Here is a 19,510-nt window from a genome sequence, read left to right as displayed (position 1 = left end):
TTTTGCCGGGCCATGATCGGCGGACGACCGGGGAAAGGGACACAAGGGAATTGAGTGATCGGGGTTTGAAACGATGATGTCGAACATGAATCCGCAGGCCATGACAAACTCGGGCATGATCAATCTGCCGCCTTTGCCGCATATCTCCATTCATGCCTTCTGTGAGACCGACAAGGGCGTGGCATTGATGCAGGCCACCTTTGCCGACAGACACTTCGCCCGAACCTCTTCCCAGGTCTTCACAGGAGGCATCCCGGCGGCCGTGCAGGCGTACGCGCAGGCTCTGACGCCGGATCTGCTGATTGTGGAATCGGCGAAGGATTCTCAGTCTCTTCTTGCGGAATTGCAGGCCCTGGCTCAGGTCTGTGCGCCGCAGACGAAGGTCATCGTCATTGGCCACCACAATGACATCCACCTCTATCGGACCCTGATCGCTCAGGGCGTGAGCGAATATCTCGTCATGCCCTTGCAGCCCCAGGATATTTTGATGGCTGTTTCCAACATCTTTGGTGGTGACAGCCAAGCAGCCTCCATCGGCAGGATCGTGGCCTTCATCGGTGCGCGGGGCGGGGCGGGTTCCTCTGCCATTGCCCACAACGTGGCATGGTTCCTCGCGGAGCAGTACGGCAAGAACACCGTGGTCGCCGACCTGGATCTGGCCTACGGCACCGCCGGACTCGATTTCGACAAGGAGCCTGCGCAGGGCATTGTCGATGCGCTGATGGCGTCCGATCGTATCGATCCGGTCCTCATCGACAGGCTCCTGGCCAAGTGCTCGGAGCATCTCATGCTCCTCGCCTCTCCGGCCAGCGTCGACAGGGTCATCGACATTCAGGAGGAGACCCTCTCGGTGCTCCTGGACGCCTTGCGTGCCACTGCGCCGATCACCGTTCTCGATCTGCCGTCGGACTGGGAGTCCTGGACCCGGGGTGCGCTCATTGGCGCGGATGACGTGATCATCACAGCCACCCCGGATCTCGTTTCGGTGCGCAACGTCAAGTCGATTCTCGACATGCTCAAGCAGTTGCGCCCCAACGATGCAAAGCCGGGTCTTGTCCTTAACAAAGTGGGACAGACCAAAAACAAGGATCTCGAAATCTCCATGCAGGAGTTCGTCGAGGCCTTCGACATCGAACCTCTGGGGACTGTGACGTTCGCGCCGGAGATTTTCAATGCGGCCCTGAACGAGGGGGTGCTTGTTTCCCAGTACGATCCCAAGTCCGAGGCCGCGAAGGTGTTCGATCAGCTGGCCCGGCGGCTGCTCGGGCAGAACATGCAGGAAGATGCAACAACCGACAGCAGCACGAGCAAGGGACTGTTCGCGTCCTTGCGGGGAATGCTGAGCAAGGTTGGCAAGAAGGGGTAAGAGCCCATGTTCGGCAAGCGTCAGAATGAAGGGGCAAATCAGGGCCAGCAGCCCGCGATGAACGAGGGAGTGCAGCCACAGGGCGCTCCCGCGCAATCCTCGCAGCAGGCCATGGCTGCGGGCATGGCATCCGGTCCTGTGCCCGGTATGGCGGGCGGCCACACAGGTGCCGCGCCTGCATCCATGCCCGGGATGAATCCTGCGGCCCAGTCCGTGGCAGGTGCGGCGCCCCAGATGCATCAGGGCATGGGCGGCCCGCAGCAGGCTCAACCGGTCATGCCATCCGCGCCGGCGGGCGCGGGAGGCATGGGCATGGGGCAGATGCCCATGGGCGCTCCGGCTCAGCCGGGCATGGCGGCGCACCAGCCTGCGACGGCTGTTCCCGGAAATCCGGCGGGCATGTCACCCCAGCCCTCGACATCGGCGAGCTCTGTGCGGCCTTCCGCGCAGGATGCCAACGACGCTGTTTCATCCGGCTCTTCAGTTGGTGCCGAGATCGTTTCGCAGCGGTCGGAGGAGTATTACAACATCAAGTCGATGATCTTTAACGCGCTCATCGACGCCATCGATCTCACCCAGCTTTCACAGCTGGATCCCGAGAGCGCGCGTGACGAGATCCGCGATATCGTCAACGAGATCATCGCCATCAAGGATGTCGCCCTGTCCATCGCCGAGCAGGAAGAGCTGCTCGAGGACATCTGCAACGACGTTCTCGGCTATGGTCCGCTGGAGCCGCTGCTCGCCCGGGACGACATCGCCGATATCATGGTGAACGGCGCCGATAAGTGCTACATCGAAGTCAACGGCAAGGTGCAGCCGGCCAACATCCGCTTCAGGGATAACACCCAGCTGCTGAACATCTGTCAGCGCATCGTTTCCCAGGTTGGCCGCCGCGTGGATGAGGCAAGCCCCATCTGTGACGCGCGCCTTCCCGATGGTTCGCGTGTGAATGTGATCGTGCCGCCGCTGGCCATCGACGGCCCGGCGCTCACCATCCGTAAGTTCAAGAAGGACCGGCTGAAACTCGATGACCTCGTGCGCCTGGGGTCCATCACTCCGGAAGGCGCCGAGATCCTCAAGATCATCGGCCGCGTGCGCTGCAATGTGCTCATTTCCGGTGGCACGGGTTCCGGTAAGACGACCCTGCTCAACTGTCTGACCGCTTACATCGATAACGACGAGCGCATCATCACCTGCGAGGACGCGGCGGAACTTCAGCTGCAACAGGATCACGTGGTGCGCCTGGAGACCCGTCCGCCCAACCTGGAAGGGGAAGGCGAGATCACCATGCGCGATCTTGTGCGTAACTGTCTGCGTATGCGCCCGGAGCGGATCATCGTCGGTGAGGTGCGTGGCCCGGAAGCCTTCGACCTGTTGCAGGCCATGAACACAGGCCACGATGGCTCCATGGGCACACTGCACGCCAACAGCCCGCGCGAGGCGCTCTCGCGTCTTGAATCCATGATCACCATGGGCGGTTTCTCGCTGCCGTCCAAGACCATCCGCGAGATGATCGTCGGTTCCATTGACGTCATCATCCAGGCTGCCCGTTTGCGTGATGGCTCGCGCAAGATCACCCACATCACCGAGGTGACGGGCATGGAAGGCGACGTGATCATCACCCAGGACCTCTTCGTTTACGAGATCCTTGGCGAAGACGAAAACGGAAAGGTTATCGGTCGCCACCGCTCCACCGGTATTGCCCGCCCCGCTTTCTGGGATCGCGCGCGTTATTACGGTGAGGAGCAGCGTCTCCTTGAGGCTTTGGAAAAGGCGGAACTCAGGAACGAAGAGGCGGAAGCGGCATATTGAGAGCACGCATGCGGATGCTGAAGCGTTGAAGAGTGTGACGTTGCCTTCTCGCTGATGCGGAACGCTGGGGTTTTGATGCAAAAGTTCCGTAACTGACGGGAGAGACTAGATGAATCCGCAGTTTCTGCAAATCGTCATGATGGGGGTCATCGCCCTTGTGGTGGGCGGGTTGACGATTTTCATCTTGCAGAGGTTCATGTCGGACAAGGCGTCGCGCTCTCGGCGCATGAACCGCATCGTGAATGAAAAGGAAGTGCAGAAGGCCAACCTGCAAAAGCTGCACAAGGACAAGCGCCGCAAGCAGGTGCAGGCCATGCTGCGTGAGGTTGAGGAAGAAACGCGGCGCCGCAAGAAAGGACAGCGTCCCAGCCTGAAAAAGATGTTGCGGCAGGCGGGGCTGAAGGTTTCCCCTGTTCAATATTATCTTTTCGCGTTGGGCTCCGGCGTGATTTTGGGGTTGGTCACTCTTGTGCTGTCGCGCAATCCCTTCGTGGGGCTTGGTGGATTGCTCGTTGGCGGGCTTGGCGTTCCCTACTGGCTGCTGAAATTTCTGCGCAAGAGGAGAGAGCTGGCCTTTCTCACGCTTCTGCCCGAAACCATCGATGCCATGGTTCGCTCCATCAAGGCCGGCCTGCCTCTCAATGAGGCTCTCAAGCTGGTGGCCAAGGAGATGCCGGACCCCATCGGTGTGGAATTTCGTGAAGTCGTCGAGGGCCAGAGACTTGGCATCCCGCTGGATCAGGGCTTTCAGCGCATGTATGACCGCATGCCCTTGCCGGAGGTAAACTTTCTGTCCATCGTCATCGGCATTCAGCAGCAGTCGGGTGGCAACCTCTCCGAAGTGCTGAACAATCTTGCCAAGGTCCTGCGCGACCGCAAGGGTATGCGGCTGAAAGTGAAGGCGCTTTCGCAGGAAGCAAAAGCGGGTGCCTCGATCATTGGTGCGTTGCCTGTTCTGCTTTTGGCGGCGATCAGCGTTCTCAATCCGGAATATATCCAGCCCCTGTTCAACACGATCACGGGCAAGTTCATGCTTGTTGGTGCGGTTGTGTGGATGTCGACCGGCATCATCGTGATGTACAAGATGATCAACTTCAAGGTCTGAGCGAGAACCATGTGGTCTTTCATTGAATACTTCACCAAGACCGAGAACCTGGTCACGGTCGCCGTTGCCGGCCTGGTCTTTCTCATGATCGTGACCTTTCTCAAGCCGCTCATGGCGCGCAATGAACTCAAGGATCGCATGGAGCGCGTCGCCTTGGAGCGTGACAAGCTGCGTGCGCAGCAGAAAGCGGCATTGGAAGAAGCGCAGAACAAAAGATTGCGCGAGAAGCCGAATGGCCTTCTGGCGGAGCTCGTTCGGGCTCTCAATTTGCACGAGCTGCTCGAGGCGGAGCGTTATCGCGAGAAATTGCGCATGGCGGGTCTGAGGCAGGAGAAGCACATGGTGATCTTTCTTGCCGCCCGCGTGATCCTGCCCGTGGCGCTTATGATCTTCGCCTATGTTTACATGGGGCTGCTCAATTCCGAAGTGGACACGACCATAAGAATAGCGGGCACTCTTGCGGCGGGTGTCGTGGGCTTCTATTTGCCGACAATCATTCTGACCAACATGATTCAGCGTCGGCAGCAGTCCATTCGCATGGCCTGGTCGGATGCGCTGGACCTCATGCTCATCAGTGTCGAATCCGGCATGTCCATTGAGGTGGCCATGACGCGTGTGGCCAAGGAGATCGGCACCATCTCCCCAGCGCTCGCCGAGGAGCTGCAACTGACGACGGCGGAACTCTCTTATCTCGGCGATCGTTCCAAGGCTTTGGAAAATCTGGCCAAGCGCACGGGCCTGCCCGTTGTCAAGGCAGTGGTGAACTCGCTCATCCAGGCGGAAACCTACGGCACGTCCCTTGGCATGGCGCTGCGCAATTCCGCCGAGGAAAACCGGCGCGAACGCATGATGGAGCTGGAAAAGAAGGCAGCGGCCCTGCCGCCGAAACTCACTGTTCCCATGGTGATGTTCTTTCTGCCGGTTATCTTCATCGTGCTGCTTGGGCCGGCTTCCATCGTGGCTTTCAAGCTTCCCTGATCTGAGCAGTGCCTTGGTATGAATGAGAAAAGGGCGCCGGAGGATGTTCCGGCGCCCTTTCTGCATGAGAATGACGAAAGCGGATCACTTCAGGCGGTGCATCTTCACCAGGCCGAGCAGATAGCGCTCGATGAACGGCTCGGACACACCCTTGCGCACCTTGCGCAGGAAGTATTTCTCGAAGGCGATCTTGGCCAGATGCACCCACTTGCCCTCGGCCGACCAGTTGATGTTCCGCGGCGGGTTCTGCGGCCGCGCGAAGAATACCACGCCCTTGTCGCCAAGATCGGCCAGGCACAGGGCGTTCCACGTTGGCTCGTGAGTCGGTTCTCGGCCCTTTAACAGCTCGCCGATGTTCTGCACCGTGGCCGTCACCATCGATTCGATCATGTAGCCCGTCTTGGGCACGCCCACCGGCACCGGCGTGGCCTCCAGCGGCGGAATGGCGATGCAGACGCCGACGCCGAAAATGTTGGGATACTTGGGATTGCGCTGATGCTTGTCCACGATGATGAAGCCGCGCGGATTGGCCAGCCCCTCAATACCCATGGCCGGACGCACGCCACGGAAGGCCGGCAGCATCATCGCATACTTGAATTCGAGCTCGTGCTTCTTCTTGTCGTTGCCGTCCTCGTCCACCTCCGTGACGAACATCGTGTTGGGCTCAACCTTGTCCACCTTGGCGTTGGTGATCCACTTGATGTTGCGGTCACGGAACTCGGATTCCAGCAAGCCTTTGGTGTCACCGACGCCGCCAAGGCCCAGATGCCCGATATAGGGCTCGGAAGTGACGAAGGTCATCGGCACCTTGTGGCGGATGTCCCGCTTCTTCAGGTCCGTGTCCATGATGGCGGCAAACTCATAGGCCGGACCGAAGCAGGAGGCCATCTGCACCGCGCCCACCAGCACCGGGCCGGGATCGGCACAGAACTCCTCCCAGGCCACATAGGCCTTCTCGGCGTGTTCGATGGTGCAGACGGACTGCGTATAGCCGCCCTCCGGCCCGAGGCCTTCCACCTCGTCGAAGGCCAGTTCCGGACCTGCGGCAATGACCAGGAAGTCGTAGTCCAGCGTTTCGCCGCCTTCCAGCTCGATCTTGTTCTCTTCCGGCAGGATCTTGGTCACGGTCTTCGCGATGAAGTCGATCCCGTGGCGCGAGAACACCGGGCCCATCTCGATGGTCACGTCCTCGCGCTTTCTCCAGCCGACGGCCACCCAGGGATTGGACGGCGTGAACTGAAAGACAGGCCGGTTGTTGACGACAGTGATCTTGTCTCCGGGACCGACGACTTCCTTCAGCTCATAGGCTGTTGGAATGCCGCCGATGCCGGCACCGATGACGACGATGTGGGCCATGCTCCTCTCCCTCTGTTGAATGCTTGTTGGCCCCGTCGCCCCTTGGCCAAGGACGGCGGAGCGATCCAGCTCTCGCTTTAGTGAACGGCGGAAGTGTCCTTCTGCCGCGAAAGGCCGCACTTTATGCTGCGGCGAATTCCGTTCCCCCCTGCCGCGTGCTCCGACAAGGCCGGATCCTCCGGCTCACGCGCCGACAAGAACTGGCCTTTTCTGTATCGCCCGTCTCGTTCTCGTTCAAGTGGCAACCCGTCGCAATGTCCGGCTTATTCCTGCCTGCGCAAGGCAAAGCCCGATCTGCATCAGCTTTCTTCCCTCATGCCGTGCACATTCCGCATGCTTTCCCGGCCCAAACGCTCCAGGCGTTTGAGGCCTATCCACAAGCGCCCGCAGACATGCTAGAGAACCTTGCGGGGAACAGAAGCGATGCGCTGCCTGCATTCGGGAGCCTGTCTCATGCCTGCGAGCATCGCCACACGTCTAGCCGCATCCGCCCTTCTGATCGCATCCATCACCCTTCCCGCGGTGGCCATGCCAAAGGGCGATTGCCAGAAACCTGCACCGGAAACCGATCTGCGCCACTGCAATTTCAAGGGGCGCATGCTCATGGGGGTGGATCTGCATGGGGCCGACCTGCGGGGCGTGAATTTCACCAACGCGCGCATGCAGGGCTGCTCCCTTATTTCCGCGCGCCTGGACGGGGCAAACTTCCGTTGGGCCAATTTGCAGGGGTGCAAGCTCGATGGCGCATCGTTCAGGGATAGCGATCTGCTCCATACGCGCCTGGGCAACACCTCGGCGGAAGGTGTGGATTTCACCAAGGCCTACATGTTCGGCGCCATCTTGAGCGGCATGCATGGCAAGGGCGTGCGCTTCAACGGGGCGCATCTGCGTGATGTCGAGATGGATGAGGCAAAACTGCCCGATGCCGATTTTTCGGGCGCGATGATGTTCCGCGGCTTCATCATTGGCTCTGATCTGCGCAACGCCCGTTTTGACAAGGCCAACATGACCGGCCTCACCATTGAGGAATCCGATCTCACAGGCGCCCGCTTTCACGGCGCCGATCTCTCAGGGGCGAATTTCGTCTCCACCCGGCTGGAAAACGCCGATTTCACCGGGGCCAGGCTGGACAACATCACCATCGAGGAGTGCAAGACCGCAGGCGCCAAGGGCCTGCCGCAAAAACGGGCAGACCGCTGAGGGGAAACAAAACTGTCACCAGAGAATGGTGATGCCCTTCGGAAAAAGGCTTAGCCTCTGTTCAGAACCCGCCCTGCCACGGCGTCCAGCTTGGCGAGCAGCGCGGGATCCCGCGCTTCCGGCGCGGTGATGATGGCATGCTCAAGCGCGGTGTCCGATCCGGCCGGACAGGGCTCGAACGTGCGCGGAAAATCGGCGACCAAGCGCTTCACCAGCTGCAGGGCGTTGGCGGAATTCTCCTGCATCACCTTGATGATGGCGGTGATGTCCACCTCCCCGTGCTCCTCATGCCAGGAGTCATAGTCCGTCACCATGGCCACGGTGGCGTATTTGATTTCCGCTTCCCGCGCCAGCTTGGCCTCCGGCATGTTGGTCATGCCGATGACGTCACATCCCCACGCCCTGTAAAGATGGGATTCCGCCAGGGTGGAAAACTGCGGCCCCTCCATGGCCAGATAGGTGCCGCCACGATGATGGCGCAGCCCCTCCGCCTTGCAGGCGGCCTCGATGTGATCGACGAGGATGGGCGAGACCGGATGCGCCATGGAGACGTGCGCCACGCAGCCCTTGCCAAAAAAGCTCGCCGGGCGCGCCCGCGTGCGGTCGATGAACTGATCGACGAGAACGAAGGTGCCGGGCGAAAGCTCCTCCCGGAACGAACCGCAGGCGGACAGCGAAACGAGGTCGGTCACCCCCAGCCGCTTCATGGCATCGATGTTGGCGCGGTAGTTGATGTCGGAAGGCGAGATGCGGTGTCCGCGCCCGTGTCGGGGCAGAAAGACCACCTTCAGCCCATCATAATGCCCGACGAGAAACTGATCGGACGGCTCCCCCCAGGGGCTGTCCACCTTCACCCATTCGGCATCCTCAAGATCCAGCCCGTAAAGCCCCGAACCGCCAATGATGCCAAGAACCGCCTTCTTCTCCATGATGCCCGTCCTCTCGAAAGAAAAGCTCATGCCCAGACATGCCGCCGGCTGTTGCCATGCTGTCTGATGGGGGTTTGCCGATCCGGAAACACAAGTCAAGACGGCCCAGGCCGGAAACACGCCTTTCAACCGAACGGACAAGCCCGGCCGGATCCTGCCGTTTTCAGGCTGGCTTTCAGCGCACGTTGAGCACGGAGGTCTTCGCCTTGCGTGCCACCTCGAAGGCCAGCGAACCGAACAGGATGCGATAAAGCCGCGAGCGCCCTTCATCCGGAATCACCGTCAGCAGATGATCGGCGCCGCATTCCACGATCTTGTCCGCCGGGCGGCCCACCTCCACGCGTTTTTCCTTCACCGGAATGTCCAGCTTCTCCAGAATGCCGGCCACGTCCTCCACCGCCTTTTCGGCCTTTGCCCGTTCCGCCTTGCTTTCGGCCACGGAAAACAGCGTGATGTCCTCCCCGGCTTCATAGGCCAGAACGGCGGCGCGTCTGGCGGCATTGGCGGCGCGGGCGGAGCCGTCCACATAGATGAAGAAGCCCTTGCGATCCAGAGAATCACGGGCGATGAGCACGGAGCACGGCGCTAACGCCAGCACCCGCTCGGCCACAACGTGATGGAACAGCACCCAGATGCCGGATTTCTTCCAGCGCGTCGGCTCGCCAATGATAATCAGGTTATAAGGCCCGAGCTCATACTGATCGAGAATGCCGGAAGCCACCTCCGGCGCCACCTTCAGCTTCAGGACGATTTCCCGCCCCTCCGGACAGCGGAAGCTCACCTTGTTGTCACCGGCCGGATCGCCCCAGGCCTCCGTGTGCACCGACTTGCTCTCGCAGGAATCGAGCGGCAGGTTGAGCTCCTCCTTGAGAACCTCCAGCGCCTGCTTGAGAAGCCGCAGGCCGGGCAGCTCCACACCGGCCTCCAGCATATTCTTGCGGGCCAGCTGGATCTGGATGACGCCGGATCTGTCCACCGGCCGCACATAGAGCAGCACGATGTCGCATTTCGGACAGTTGGCCAGCCGGGCGGCCAGGCGCACCACATAGAGCGTCTCCTCGTCCTTCAGGGCGACGAGAACGCGAAAGCGCTTTCGACGCTCCTCCTGCAGCTTGCGCACCTGTTCGATGACGGCCTGTTCATGGCGATCCTTGAGGGGCGAAGAACGGAAGAAGTCGGCAAGTCCCATGGTCAAGCCTCCCGGATCGTCAGGTGCCCAGCAGTGGCCAGTAGAAATAGGCCGCCAGCAGCAGCAGGATGGTGGACATGATCACCATCCGCCAGCCCACCTTGAGGAAGTCGGTGGTTTTCAGATAGCCCGATGCGTAAACGATGGTGCACGCCGGCGTGCCCACCACGGTGAGATAGGCGAAGGCGGAGGAAATGGCGGTGATGAAGCCGATGACGATGGGGCTTTCGCCCGCCGCCTGCGCCAGCTTCAGCACGATCGGGCCAAGAACGGCCACTGCCGCGCCGTTGGACATGGTGTTGGTCACCGCCGTCGTCAGGGCGGAAACCGCGGCCCACAGGCCCACGCCGTGTCCCATGCCAATGGGATCGAGCAGCGAAAGGAACTGGTTGGCCACCCAGGCGGCCGCGCCGGTGTTCTTCATCTGCACGCCGAGCGAGATCGCCGCCGCATAAAGCAGCACCACACCCCAGTTCACACCGGAGTTGATGTCCTCCCAGTTGACCAGCGCCGCAATCAGGAAGGCCGCCGCGCCGGCAACGGCGATGGTACCCATGCCGTATTCGCCGGACAGGAAGATCCAGCCATAGAGAATGGCGAAGAAAAGAATGATCGCCACCCAGTCAGCCGGCTTCAGCGGCCCCTGTTCCAGCACCCGGCTGCGCAGGCGCGCAACGGCACGGTCCAGCTTCTTGTATTCCGGCCTGAAGGCCGTGAACAGGATGAGCGTGACGAAAGGCAGCTGCAAAAGGAAGATCGGATAGGCGTAGGCCATCCACTTCGCATAGTCGATGACGTACTTGAACGTCTCCGGATCGTTGGGATCGTGGAAGAACTCCTGCCAGTAGCCGATCATGATCGCGTTGCGCGCACCGCCAGACGGCGTGCCGATGCCGGCCACCGAACAGCCATAGGAGATGGAGAACAGCAGCACCGCGGCGAGATTGCGCACCTTCTTGGGATCTTTCGAGGTGAGCGTAATCAGGGTGATGCCCACCGGCAGCATCATCGCCGCCACCGTGTGTTCGCCGATGAACGAGGCAAGAAGGCCGGAAACGAAGGAAATGCCGAAGGCGATGTTGATGGTGCGCGTGCCCGTGATCCGCACGATGGCCCAGGCGATGCGCGTATCCAGCTTCTGCTTCACCACCGCCACCGCCAGCATCAGCGAGCCCATGATGAACAGCACCGAATCCGTCATCAGGCTCTTGGCCACCTTGGTGGATTCCACCCCCAGCAGCACCACCTGCGCCACCACGATCAGCAGCGCCACCGTCGGCAATGGCACCGGCTCGGTGATGAACAGGATCGTCGCCACCACCGACATGGTCAGCACGATCTGCCCTTCCCGCGTCAGCCCCTCCGGCGTGGGCAGCAGAATGAGAATGGTGCCGAGAATGAAGGCAAAGAACAGCCAGCGTTTTTCGATGAAATATTGGAGGTTGATGTTTCGCTGAAACAAAAGCCAGCGCTGATACCCACGCTGGCGCAAATGATAAAGCAAATCGGGCGCGGGCGCCTGTAGGCTTTCCCGCGCGAGATCGAAGTGGGGCCTGCTGGCGGTATTCTCCTGCGTCATGCTCATTCGGGCTCCCTTGCAAGAAACGGCCGGCGGCGCTTTAAGAACACCTCGGTCGTCATCATTCGGGCATGGCGCATATCGGGCCGGGTCCGATACTTACATGTTAACCTTGCGGCTTTCTAGACCGGAGATCCGCTCATGTCGAGACTGCACGCCGTTCTTGCCGCGATCGATGAGGGATTGAACGCCAGCATGGAGCGCTGGTTTGAGCTTCTGCGCATGCCCTCCATATCCGCCGACCCGGCCCATGCCGAAGACTGCCGCCGCACGGCACAGTGGCTGGCGAATTTGCTTGCCGACATGGGACTGAAGGCGTCCGTTGAGGAAACCGGCGGTCATCCGGTCGTGCTGGCGCATTCGGTGGATACCATGCATGCCGCGCCGCGCGTTCTTTTCTACGGTCATTACGACGTGCAGCCCGTGGAACCGCGCGAGGCCTGGCACAGCGATCCCTTCAAGCCCGAGATCCGCACCGGTGCCGATGGGCGCGCCCGCGTCTATGCCCGGGGGGCCGCCGATGACAAGGGCCAGCTGCTCACCTTTCTGGAAGCCTTGCGTGCCTGGATGCAGGTGCACGAGGGCAGGCCGCCCTTTCCCGTCACCATCCTGCTGGAAGGCGAGGAGGAAATCGGCTCTCCCTCGCTCGATGCCTTTCTGAAAGCGCGCAAGGCGGATTTGCAGGCCGACATTGCCCTTGTCTGCGACACCAACCAGTGGGATGCCGAAACCCCCGCCATCACCACGCGCCTGCGCGGTATCGTGCATGACGAGGTGGTGATCAAGGGGCCGAATGCCGATCTGCACTCCGGTCTTTACGGTGGCCCGGTGCCAAACCCCCTGCATGTGCTCGCCCGCCTTGTCAGCGCGCTTTGGGACGAAGAGGGGCGTGTCACCCTGAAGGGCTTTTATGAGGGGGTGTCCGATCTGCCCGCCACCCTGCGCCGGCAGTGGGCCAAGCTCGGCATGGACGATGCGCGGTTGCTGGCGGAGGTCGGCCTGAAACCACCGGCGGCGGGTGAGAAGGGCTATACGGCGCTTGAGAAGATTTGGGCGCGGCCAACCGCCGAGGTCAACGGCATGGGCGGCGGGCACATGGGCCCTGGCGCCAAAACCGTCATTCCGGCCGAGGCTTTCCTGAAAATCTCCTTCCGCCTTGTCGGGCGGCAGGATCCGCAGGCCGTGCGCGAGGCCTTCCGTGAACACGTGCGCCAGCATCTGCCCGCTGGCTTCACCGCCCGCTTTGCCGAGGCCGAGGCCGGCGCCCCCGCCATTGAAATCCCCGAAGATTCCCCGCCGGTGAAAGCGGCCGCCGCCGCTTTGGAGGAAGAATGGGGCAGGGCGCCGGTTTTCATGGGCTGCGGCGGCTCCATTCCCGTTGTCGGCAGTTTCCGCCACATTCTCGGCATGGACACCCTGCTTGTCGGCTTCGGCCTGCCCGACGATGCCATTCACGCCCCCAATGAAAAATACGATCTCACCAGCTTTCACAAGGGCATGCGCAGCTGGGCCCGCATCATGGCCCGTCTGGCTGAAACCACCATGTGAGGAGACCTGGCCATCTTCTGCGCGACCGCAAGGCCGCACTTTTCACGGGAACGACCAATAAAAGGTTGCCCGCATTAGCAATTCTGGCCGTTTGCGCGCAGGTAGACCGGGATCACATGATCCGGCACCGGCGTGTCTTCAGGCAGATTCGCATCCGGCTGCGGATGACCGGCCACGGTCTTCACCGGAACGACACCGGCCCAGATCGGCAGGTTCAGGTCCTCGGCATCGTCCTGCACCGGCAGGTCGTCCACCTTGGCCACGGCCTCGTCAAGAGAGATGCCAAGCACCATCGTCGCCTTCAGCTCCTTGGCCTTCATCGGGCGCAGAATGCCGCTGCGGCCGGGAAAGAAGGTGTCGATCATGGTATCGAGCTTTGTCTTCTTCTCTTCGTCAGAAACGGCATGCATGCGCCCGTGAATGACCACCGAGCGGTAATTGACCGAATGATGGAAGGCCGAACGCGCCAGCTTCCAGCCATCAAGCAGCGACACCGTAAGGCACACCGGCCGCGCCAGTGCCGCCTTCAGCGCCCGCGAGGCGGCCGAGCCGTGAATGTAGACGTGATCGCCCTCGCGCCATTGCAGGGTGGGAATGACCAGCGGCGAGCCGTCATCGAGCACCACACCCAGATGCGCCAGCGGCTGCGCATCAAGAATGGCATGGATCGTCTGCCGGTCATAGCGCGCCTTGTGCGGGGCACGACGGATGCGGCTGCGGGAAGAGGGGGGTGTTAAATCTTGTGTGTTCATGCTGGAATCATCCGTGTTCATCCGCTTCATCGAGAAGCTGCAGGCGGGTTGCCTGCAGGGAGCCTTTCTTAGGCGCTTCGTCGAGAACGAAGGCCACGCGCATGCCCGCCTCCAGACAGGCGATGCCGGCCTCGTGCACGGCGGTGATGTGAACGAACACATCCGGCCCGCCATCGTCCGGCACGATGAAGCCATATCCCTTTTTGAGGTTGAAGAACTTCACCGTCCCGGAAAGTTTCTCGCCGGCAAGGCGCGTTTTTCGCGAAGTGTTCATAAGCCTCGGCCACCAACGGTATGCAAGCGGATTGCATCCTCTTAGCCCTCCCGCTACCGTGTGGCCATGTCGCAAAACGTTTGCGTGATTCGCGTATACAACCGTAACGTGGGGCAGGCAAGCGCATTTGGGCGGGCGGAATGAAGAAAGGCATGATCATGCCGGCAGGGGTGATGAAGGGATCTACCTGGCATCTCCGTGCATGGGCGTTGCGGGGGGTGCTGCTGTTTCTCCTCGGTCTGGGGCTTGCCATTCCGGCCCATGCCCGTTTCATCACGTCCACGCGCACCAAGACCTTTCTCGTGCCCGGGCGCACTCCTGCGGCCCTGCTCGCGGCACTGGCGAAAAACGGCCCGCGCGTTTCCGGGCACCTCGCCTATGCCCGCACCCGCATGAAAAGCACCGTGGAGGCGGGTTTCGTGGCCGACGCCCGCGGCTGCCGCATTTCACGGGTGGATGTGAACGTGAAATTCGAGATACTCGTGCCCCGCGCCCGGGACTATGCCGCATTCCCGCCGGCGGTGAAAAGGGACTGGCGCCGCTTTCGCCGGCATCTGATCTGGCATGAAAAACAGCATCGCCGCATCTGGTTGTCCTGCCTGAAGCGTCTGGAAAAGGATCTCAGGACCGTGCGCGCAAGCAATTGCTCCCGTGCCCGCCGCATCATGCGCCGGCTCCATCGCGCGGCTCTGAAGCGCTGTGACAGGCTCCATGATCGGTTCGATATCAAGGAAAGGCGCCGCACCCGTCGCATGCCTTTCGTGCGCCGAGCACTGGGGCCGGCTGGCAAGGCCGGATCATGACCTCCGTCATGGCCGGAATGACGCCGGGCTTGCATTGTTCCGGCTATCGCTCTATGCCGCACGCGGATGTGATCTCTTCACTGTGGATCAGGGGCGAGGGTGCGACACTTCAATTCTGGACATTGCCTTTTGGCAATGTAAAAACACCGCCAGCCCTGCCGGCCTTGGGCCCGAAGCGGCGTGTCGCGTCATGCCTGCTTTCAGGTTTGCGGCAGACGTGACCGGGCGCAAGGCAGATCGTCACGGGGGAGCGAAAGCTTTTCGGCAGGTTCAAGCCAAGGGATCGGAATCATGACCACCACGACGGACAATGCAGATCTCACCCGGCGCGACTTTCTCTATGTCGCAACGGGCACGGTGGGCGCCGTGGGCACGGCGCTCGCGCTCTGGCCGTTCATCGATCAGATGAACCCGGATGCTTCCGTGATCGCCCTGGCGTCCACGGAATTCGACCTGGCCCCGCTTGAGGAGGGGCAGGGCGTCACCATCAAATGGCGCGGCAAGCCCGTTTTCGTGCGTCATCGCACGAAGAAGGAGATCGAGGAGGCGAAGAACACGCCGCTGGCCGAGCTGAAGGACCCCATCGCGCGCAACGCCAATCTGCCTCCCGACGCGCCGGCCACCGACGAGAACCGCGTGAAGGACGCCACCGGCAAGGTCAACGAGAAATACCTGATTCAGATCGGCATCTGCACCCATCTCGGTTGCGTGCCGCAGGGGGAGGCGGGGGAATATCACGGCTGGTTCTGCAACTGCCACGGCTCCGTCTATGACACCGCCGGGCGCATCCGCAAGGGGCCGGCCCCGCGCAATCTCGATATTCCGCCCTACAAGTACATTACCGACACGAAGATCGTGATCGGCTGAGGGGAGCGATCGGATCATGAGTGGACACTCCACGTACGAGTTCAAGAATCCCGTGGCCCGCTGGCTGGATTCGCGCCTGCCGATCCTGTCCGTGGTGCGCGCCCAGCTGGTGGATTTTCCCACGCCACGCAATCTCAACTACTGGTGGACGTTTGGCGGCATTCTCGCCACCATGCTGGCCATCCAGATCATCACCGGCATCGTGCTGGTGATGCACTACACGCCGCATGTGGATCTCGCTTTCACCTCGGTGGAAGAGACCATCATGCGCGACGTCAATTACGGCTGGCTCATCCGCTGGATGCACGCCAACGGCGCCTCCTTCTTCTTCATCGCCGTCTACATCCACATCTTCCGCGGCCTCTATTACGGCTCCTACAAGAGCCCGCGCGAGGTGCTGTGGATGATCGGCGTCATCATCTTCATCGCCATGATGGCCACCGCCTTCATGGGATATGTGCTGCCCTGGGGTCAGATGAGCTACTGGGGCGCGGTGGTGATCACCAACCTGTTCTCGGCCTTCCCGGTCATTGGTGATCCGATCGTGAAGTGGCTGTGGGGCGGCTTCTCCGTGGGCAATCCCACGCTGCAGCGCTTCTTCTCGCTGCACTACCTGCTGCCTTTCGTGCTGGCGGCGCTGGTGTTCCTGCACATCTGGGCGCTGCACGTGACCGGCAACAACAACCCCGATGGCATCGAGGTGAAGAGCGAGAAGGACACGGTGCCCTTCCATCCCTACTACACCATGAAGGACCTCTTCGCCATCGTGGTCTATCTCATGGTCTATGCGGCCTTCGTGTTCTATTCGCCCTGGTACCTTGGTCACTCCATCAACTTTGCGCCGGCCAACCCGATGTCCACGCCCGCGCACATCGTGCCGGAATGGTACTTCCTGCCGTTCTACGCCATGCTGCGCGCCATCCCCAGCAAGCTGGGCGGCGTGGTGGTGATGTTCGCCTCGATCATCATCCTCTTCTTCCTGCCCTGGCTGGACAAGTCCAAGGTCAAGTCGGCAAAGTACCGGCCGCTGTATCGCCAGTTCTTCTGGCTGCTCGTGATCGTCTGCATCATCCTGGGCATCTGCGGCTCGCAGCCGCCTGAGGGCGCCTGGCTGAGAGTTGCCCAGCTGGCCACGGCCTGGTACTTCATCCACTTCCTCATTATCCTGCCGCTTCTCGGTTTCCTCGAGAAGCCCAAGCCCATGCCCTCCTCCATTGCGGAGGCCGTGCTCGGCAAGGATGAAGAGGCAGCCAAGGCCTGAGGCCTCAAGGATAGTGAATGTGAGGGAATGAGATCATGAAAGCGATCATCAGACTGTTCACCGCCTTGGGGCTTTCGCTGGCCGTCATAACGGGTCAGGCCATGGCCTCAGGGTCGGAGCGCAAGAACGCCGAGGATTACGACTTCAGCTTCGAGGGGCCTTTCGGCAAGTTTGACCGCGCCCAGCTTCAGCGTGGCTGGCTTGTTTACAAGGAGGTCTGCCACAACTGTCATTCGCTGAAGTATATCCGTTTCCGCAATCTGGCGGAGCCGGGCGGACCGGAGTTTACCGAGAAGCAGGCCAAGGCCATCGCCGCCGAGTTCGAGGTCGAGGACGGCCCCAATGACGAAGGCGAAATGTTCACCCGCCCCGGGCGTCTCTCGGATGCGGTGCCCAGCCCCTATCCCAATGAAGAGGCGGCCAAGGCCGCCAACAATGGCGCGGTGCCGCCCGATCTCTCGCTCATCGTCAAGGCGCGCGAGGGCTGGGACTATCCGTGGTACATCTCGCCGATCATCAAGCTGTTCAAGGGCAACGGCGGTGCGGAATACGTCCGCTCCCTCATCGCCGGCTATCAGGATCCGCCTGCGGGCGAGGAGGTCAAGGAAGGGCTGAATTACAACCCCTACTTCCCGGGGCATTGGCTGGCCATGCCGCCGCCTCTGGCCGGTGAGGACGTGGAATATGCCGACGGCACCAAGCCGACGCTGATCCAGGAAGCCACGGATGTGGCCGCCTTCCTCGCCTGGGCTTCCATGCCCAAGATGGAGGAGCGCAAGCGGATCGGCCTCATGGCCCTGCTCTACATGGGCGTGTTCGCGCTGCTCATGCTCATGGTCAAGCAGGCCATCTGGAGCCGCATCAAACACTAAAACAAAATTCACATCACCACGCTCATCGGGCCCGGCCATTTTCGCCGGGCCCTTCTTTGTTCCGGTTCGTGCATCAGGAGAGCGGCATCATCGCCTGATTGTGCAGGGAAGACAAAACCGGCCGGAAATGCGCCGCCGGACACATTTTCGTCATCATCTGCAGCCACATGGCGGCTGGCTTTGCAAAAGGGGCCATTGGCCAAGCCGGAAAGCGGCCGGAAACACTCTTAAAGCCTTGACGCGGGATCTCCCGCATTCATCAGACAACGTGCAGATGAACCGGGGCTGAATGCACCTTCCACGCGCTGTTCAGCTTCGATGAGGCAATATCGTTCTGCCGGTGAGCCAAAGAGATCATGCATCGGCAGGAAAGCAAGGATTTCAAGAATTCAAACGGGGAGATGCGAGAAAAGATGCGTTCCGTCAGGATTAAGGCCATCGCCACAATTCTTTTCATCGGCGCCATTGTGACCACGCCCTTGATTTCGACCGCATTACAGCCGGCACAGGCCGGAGAGCTTTTGCGCCCCAGCGAACTGCGCCGGCTCTTTCCCGGCACCTTCAAGGCCATGGTCAAGGGCTATGCCATCCGTATCACCGCCGCCGCCAACGGGCGCCTGCATGGCCAGTTCGGCCCGGTCACCGACAGCGGCCGCTGGAGCCTGAAAGGGCGCCGCTTGTGCATCCGTTTCAACGAATGGCTGGATGGCCGCCGTCATTGCTCCATTGTCCGCCGCGTGTCCGGAAAATGGTATGCCGTGGCCGGCATCCGCTTCCGCCGCCTGTAACGAGCCGGTAAAGCCGTCACCTGCGCTTGTTTTCCCTCGTTACACGAGAAGAATCCCAAACCGCCGTTGTCTTGAGGGCCGTGCGCGGTATCATGCCCGCCGCCTTTGTTGCCAACCCGGCCTGATCGCAAGGCCATGCCCGGAAAGGAAGCAGCGCGTTCATGATTGAAGCTGCGCTCAAGGCCGTGCGCGACATGCTCTCGCCGGACTTCCGCCGCATTTTGTGGAAGTCCCTGGGGCTGACCGTGCTGCTTTTCCTGATCCTGCTCGTTCTGGTTCAGACGGCGCTGTCCCTCTTCGCCCACCTGCCCTGGGGCTGGCTGGAAACCGCGCTTGCCTGGCTGACGGGCCTTGGCCTTTTCGCCGCCTTTCTCCTGCTCATGGCGCCCGTCACGGCCCTGTTCGCCGGCTTCTTTCTCGATGATGTCGCCGAGCTCGTCGAGAAGCGTGACTATCCCGCCGATCCGCCCGGTCGGGAGGCGCCCTTTCTCACCTCATTGTGGATGGGTGTGGAAACGGGCCTGATCATGCTGATCGCCTTCCTGCTGCTGCTGCCGCTGTGGTTTTTCGCCATCGGGCCCGTCGTCATGGTGGCGCTCAACGCCTGGCTGCTTTCGCGCGAATTCTTTCTCATGATCGCCACCCGCCACATGCCCATGCGCAAGGCCAAGCGGCTGCGCAAGAACCATCGGCTGCGGCTGTGGCTTGCGGGGCTGATCCCGGCGCTTTTGGCGCATGTGCCGCTGCTCAATCTTTTCGTGCCGCTTTTTGCCACCGCCTATTTCGTGCACATCTTCAAGCGAATTGCGAAGCCTGCGGCTTAAGCACGAG

General features: G+C 61.3%; 18 protein-coding genes. 12 read left to right on the top strand and 6 right to left on the bottom strand.

What is annotated here, in order from left to right; all coding sequences use genetic code 11:
* Positions 1-85: 85 nt before the first annotated feature.
* The 4 genes from EK16_RS04890 (at position 86) to EK16_RS04875 (ending at position 5,261) form a co-directional block, all read left to right on the top strand.
* Positions 86-1,366 carry an AAA family ATPase gene (locus EK16_RS04890; RefSeq protein WP_051928945.1) on the top strand — a complete coding sequence of 427 codons (1,281 nt, stop codon included), beginning with the start codon at positions 86-88 and terminating at the stop codon, positions 1,364-1,366.
* Positions 1,367-1,678: 312 nt separating this feature from the next.
* Positions 1,679-3,178: a CpaF family protein gene (locus EK16_RS04885; RefSeq protein ID WP_231573607.1), complete on the top strand. Its 1,500-nt coding sequence runs from the start codon at positions 1,679-1,681 to the stop codon at positions 3,176-3,178.
* A gap of 109 nt (positions 3,179-3,287) precedes the next feature.
* Positions 3,288-4,283: a type II secretion system F family protein gene (locus tag EK16_RS04880; RefSeq protein WP_038035085.1), complete on the top strand. Its 996-nt coding sequence runs from the start codon at positions 3,288-3,290 to the stop codon at positions 4,281-4,283.
* A 9-nt stretch (positions 4,284-4,292) separates the two neighbouring features.
* Positions 4,293-5,261: a type II secretion system F family protein gene (locus tag EK16_RS04875; protein ID WP_038035084.1), complete on the top strand. Its 969-nt coding sequence runs from the start codon at positions 4,293-4,295 to the stop codon at positions 5,259-5,261.
* Positions 5,262-5,345: 84 nt separating this feature from the next.
* Here EK16_RS04875 and EK16_RS04870 read toward each other — a convergent pair whose 3' ends face one another.
* Positions 5,346-6,617: an NAD(P)/FAD-dependent oxidoreductase gene (locus EK16_RS04870; protein ID WP_038035083.1), complete on the bottom strand. Its 1,272-nt coding sequence runs from the start codon at positions 6,615-6,617 to the stop codon at positions 5,346-5,348.
* Between the two features lie 453 nt (positions 6,618-7,070).
* On the opposite strand from EK16_RS04870, the gene EK16_RS04865 reads away from it, so the two are divergent.
* Positions 7,071-7,817, top strand: coding sequence for a pentapeptide repeat-containing protein (locus tag EK16_RS04865; protein WP_197059608.1), 747 nt, complete (start codon positions 7,071-7,073; stop codon positions 7,815-7,817).
* A gap of 50 nt (positions 7,818-7,867) precedes the next feature.
* Here EK16_RS04865 and EK16_RS04860 read toward each other — a convergent pair whose 3' ends face one another.
* From EK16_RS04860 to EK16_RS04850, 3 genes are all read right to left on the bottom strand, one after another.
* On the bottom strand, positions 7,868-8,746 hold the full coding sequence (locus EK16_RS04860; RefSeq protein ID WP_038035914.1) for an S-methyl-5'-thioadenosine phosphorylase: 879 nt from the start codon (positions 8,744-8,746) through the stop codon (positions 7,868-7,870).
* 175 nt (positions 8,747-8,921) lie between these two features.
* Positions 8,922-9,935, bottom strand: coding sequence for a universal stress protein (locus EK16_RS04855; protein WP_038035079.1), 1,014 nt, complete (start codon positions 9,933-9,935; stop codon positions 8,922-8,924).
* Between the two features lie 19 nt (positions 9,936-9,954).
* Entirely contained in the window at positions 9,955-11,520 is a 1,566-nt protein-coding gene (locus EK16_RS04850) for an SLC13 family permease (RefSeq protein WP_231573606.1), read from the bottom strand.
* A 135-nt stretch (positions 11,521-11,655) separates the two neighbouring features.
* On the opposite strand from EK16_RS04850, the gene EK16_RS04845 reads away from it, so the two are divergent.
* Positions 11,656-13,062, top strand: a complete 1,407-nt coding sequence (locus EK16_RS04845; RefSeq protein ID WP_038035077.1) for a dipeptidase — start codon at positions 11,656-11,658, stop codon at positions 13,060-13,062.
* 74 nt (positions 13,063-13,136) lie between these two features.
* Here EK16_RS04845 and EK16_RS04840 read toward each other — a convergent pair whose 3' ends face one another.
* Entirely contained in the window at positions 13,137-13,814 is a 678-nt protein-coding gene (locus tag EK16_RS04840; protein ID WP_038035910.1) for a pyridoxamine 5'-phosphate oxidase family protein, read from the bottom strand.
* Between the two features lie 7 nt (positions 13,815-13,821).
* The gene (locus EK16_RS04835) at positions 13,822-14,088 is read right to left on the bottom strand and encodes a cold-shock protein (RefSeq protein WP_051928944.1); all 267 of its coding nucleotides are present in this window, start codon (positions 14,086-14,088) and stop codon (positions 13,822-13,824) included.
* A 218-nt stretch (positions 14,089-14,306) separates the two neighbouring features.
* On the opposite strand from EK16_RS04835, the gene EK16_RS04830 reads away from it, so the two are divergent.
* From EK16_RS04830 to EK16_RS04805, 6 genes are all read left to right on the top strand, one after another.
* On the top strand, positions 14,307-14,891 hold the full coding sequence (locus tag EK16_RS04830) for a DUF922 domain-containing protein (protein WP_197059607.1): 585 nt from the start codon (positions 14,307-14,309) through the stop codon (positions 14,889-14,891).
* A gap of 291 nt (positions 14,892-15,182) precedes the next feature.
* Complete coding sequence (gene petA, locus EK16_RS04825) at positions 15,183-15,758, top strand: ubiquinol-cytochrome c reductase iron-sulfur subunit (protein WP_038035071.1); 576 nt, start codon at positions 15,183-15,185, stop codon at positions 15,756-15,758.
* A gap of 16 nt (positions 15,759-15,774) precedes the next feature.
* Complete coding sequence (locus EK16_RS04820; RefSeq protein WP_038035067.1) at positions 15,775-17,019, top strand: cytochrome b; 1,245 nt, start codon at positions 15,775-15,777, stop codon at positions 17,017-17,019.
* 35 nt (positions 17,020-17,054) lie between these two features.
* Positions 17,055-17,891 (top strand): cytochrome c1, encoded by an 837-nt coding sequence (locus EK16_RS04815; protein ID WP_038035065.1) that lies wholly within the window; start codon positions 17,055-17,057, stop codon positions 17,889-17,891.
* A gap of 413 nt (positions 17,892-18,304) precedes the next feature.
* Complete coding sequence (locus EK16_RS04810; RefSeq protein WP_156098486.1) at positions 18,305-18,679, top strand: hypothetical protein; 375 nt, start codon at positions 18,305-18,307, stop codon at positions 18,677-18,679.
* Between the two features lie 161 nt (positions 18,680-18,840).
* Positions 18,841-19,503: an EI24 domain-containing protein gene (locus EK16_RS04805; protein WP_038035062.1), complete on the top strand. Its 663-nt coding sequence runs from the start codon at positions 18,841-18,843 to the stop codon at positions 19,501-19,503.
* Positions 19,504-19,510: the final 7 nt, after the last annotated feature.

The sequence above is a fragment of the Thermopetrobacter sp. TC1 genome, assembly GCF_000746275.1.
In the GTDB taxonomy this organism is placed as follows: Bacteria; Pseudomonadota; Alphaproteobacteria; order Rhizobiales; family Aestuariivirgaceae; genus Thermopetrobacter.
Note: the sequence above shows the minus strand (reverse complement) of the source record. Positions and strands in the feature narration are given on the sequence as shown.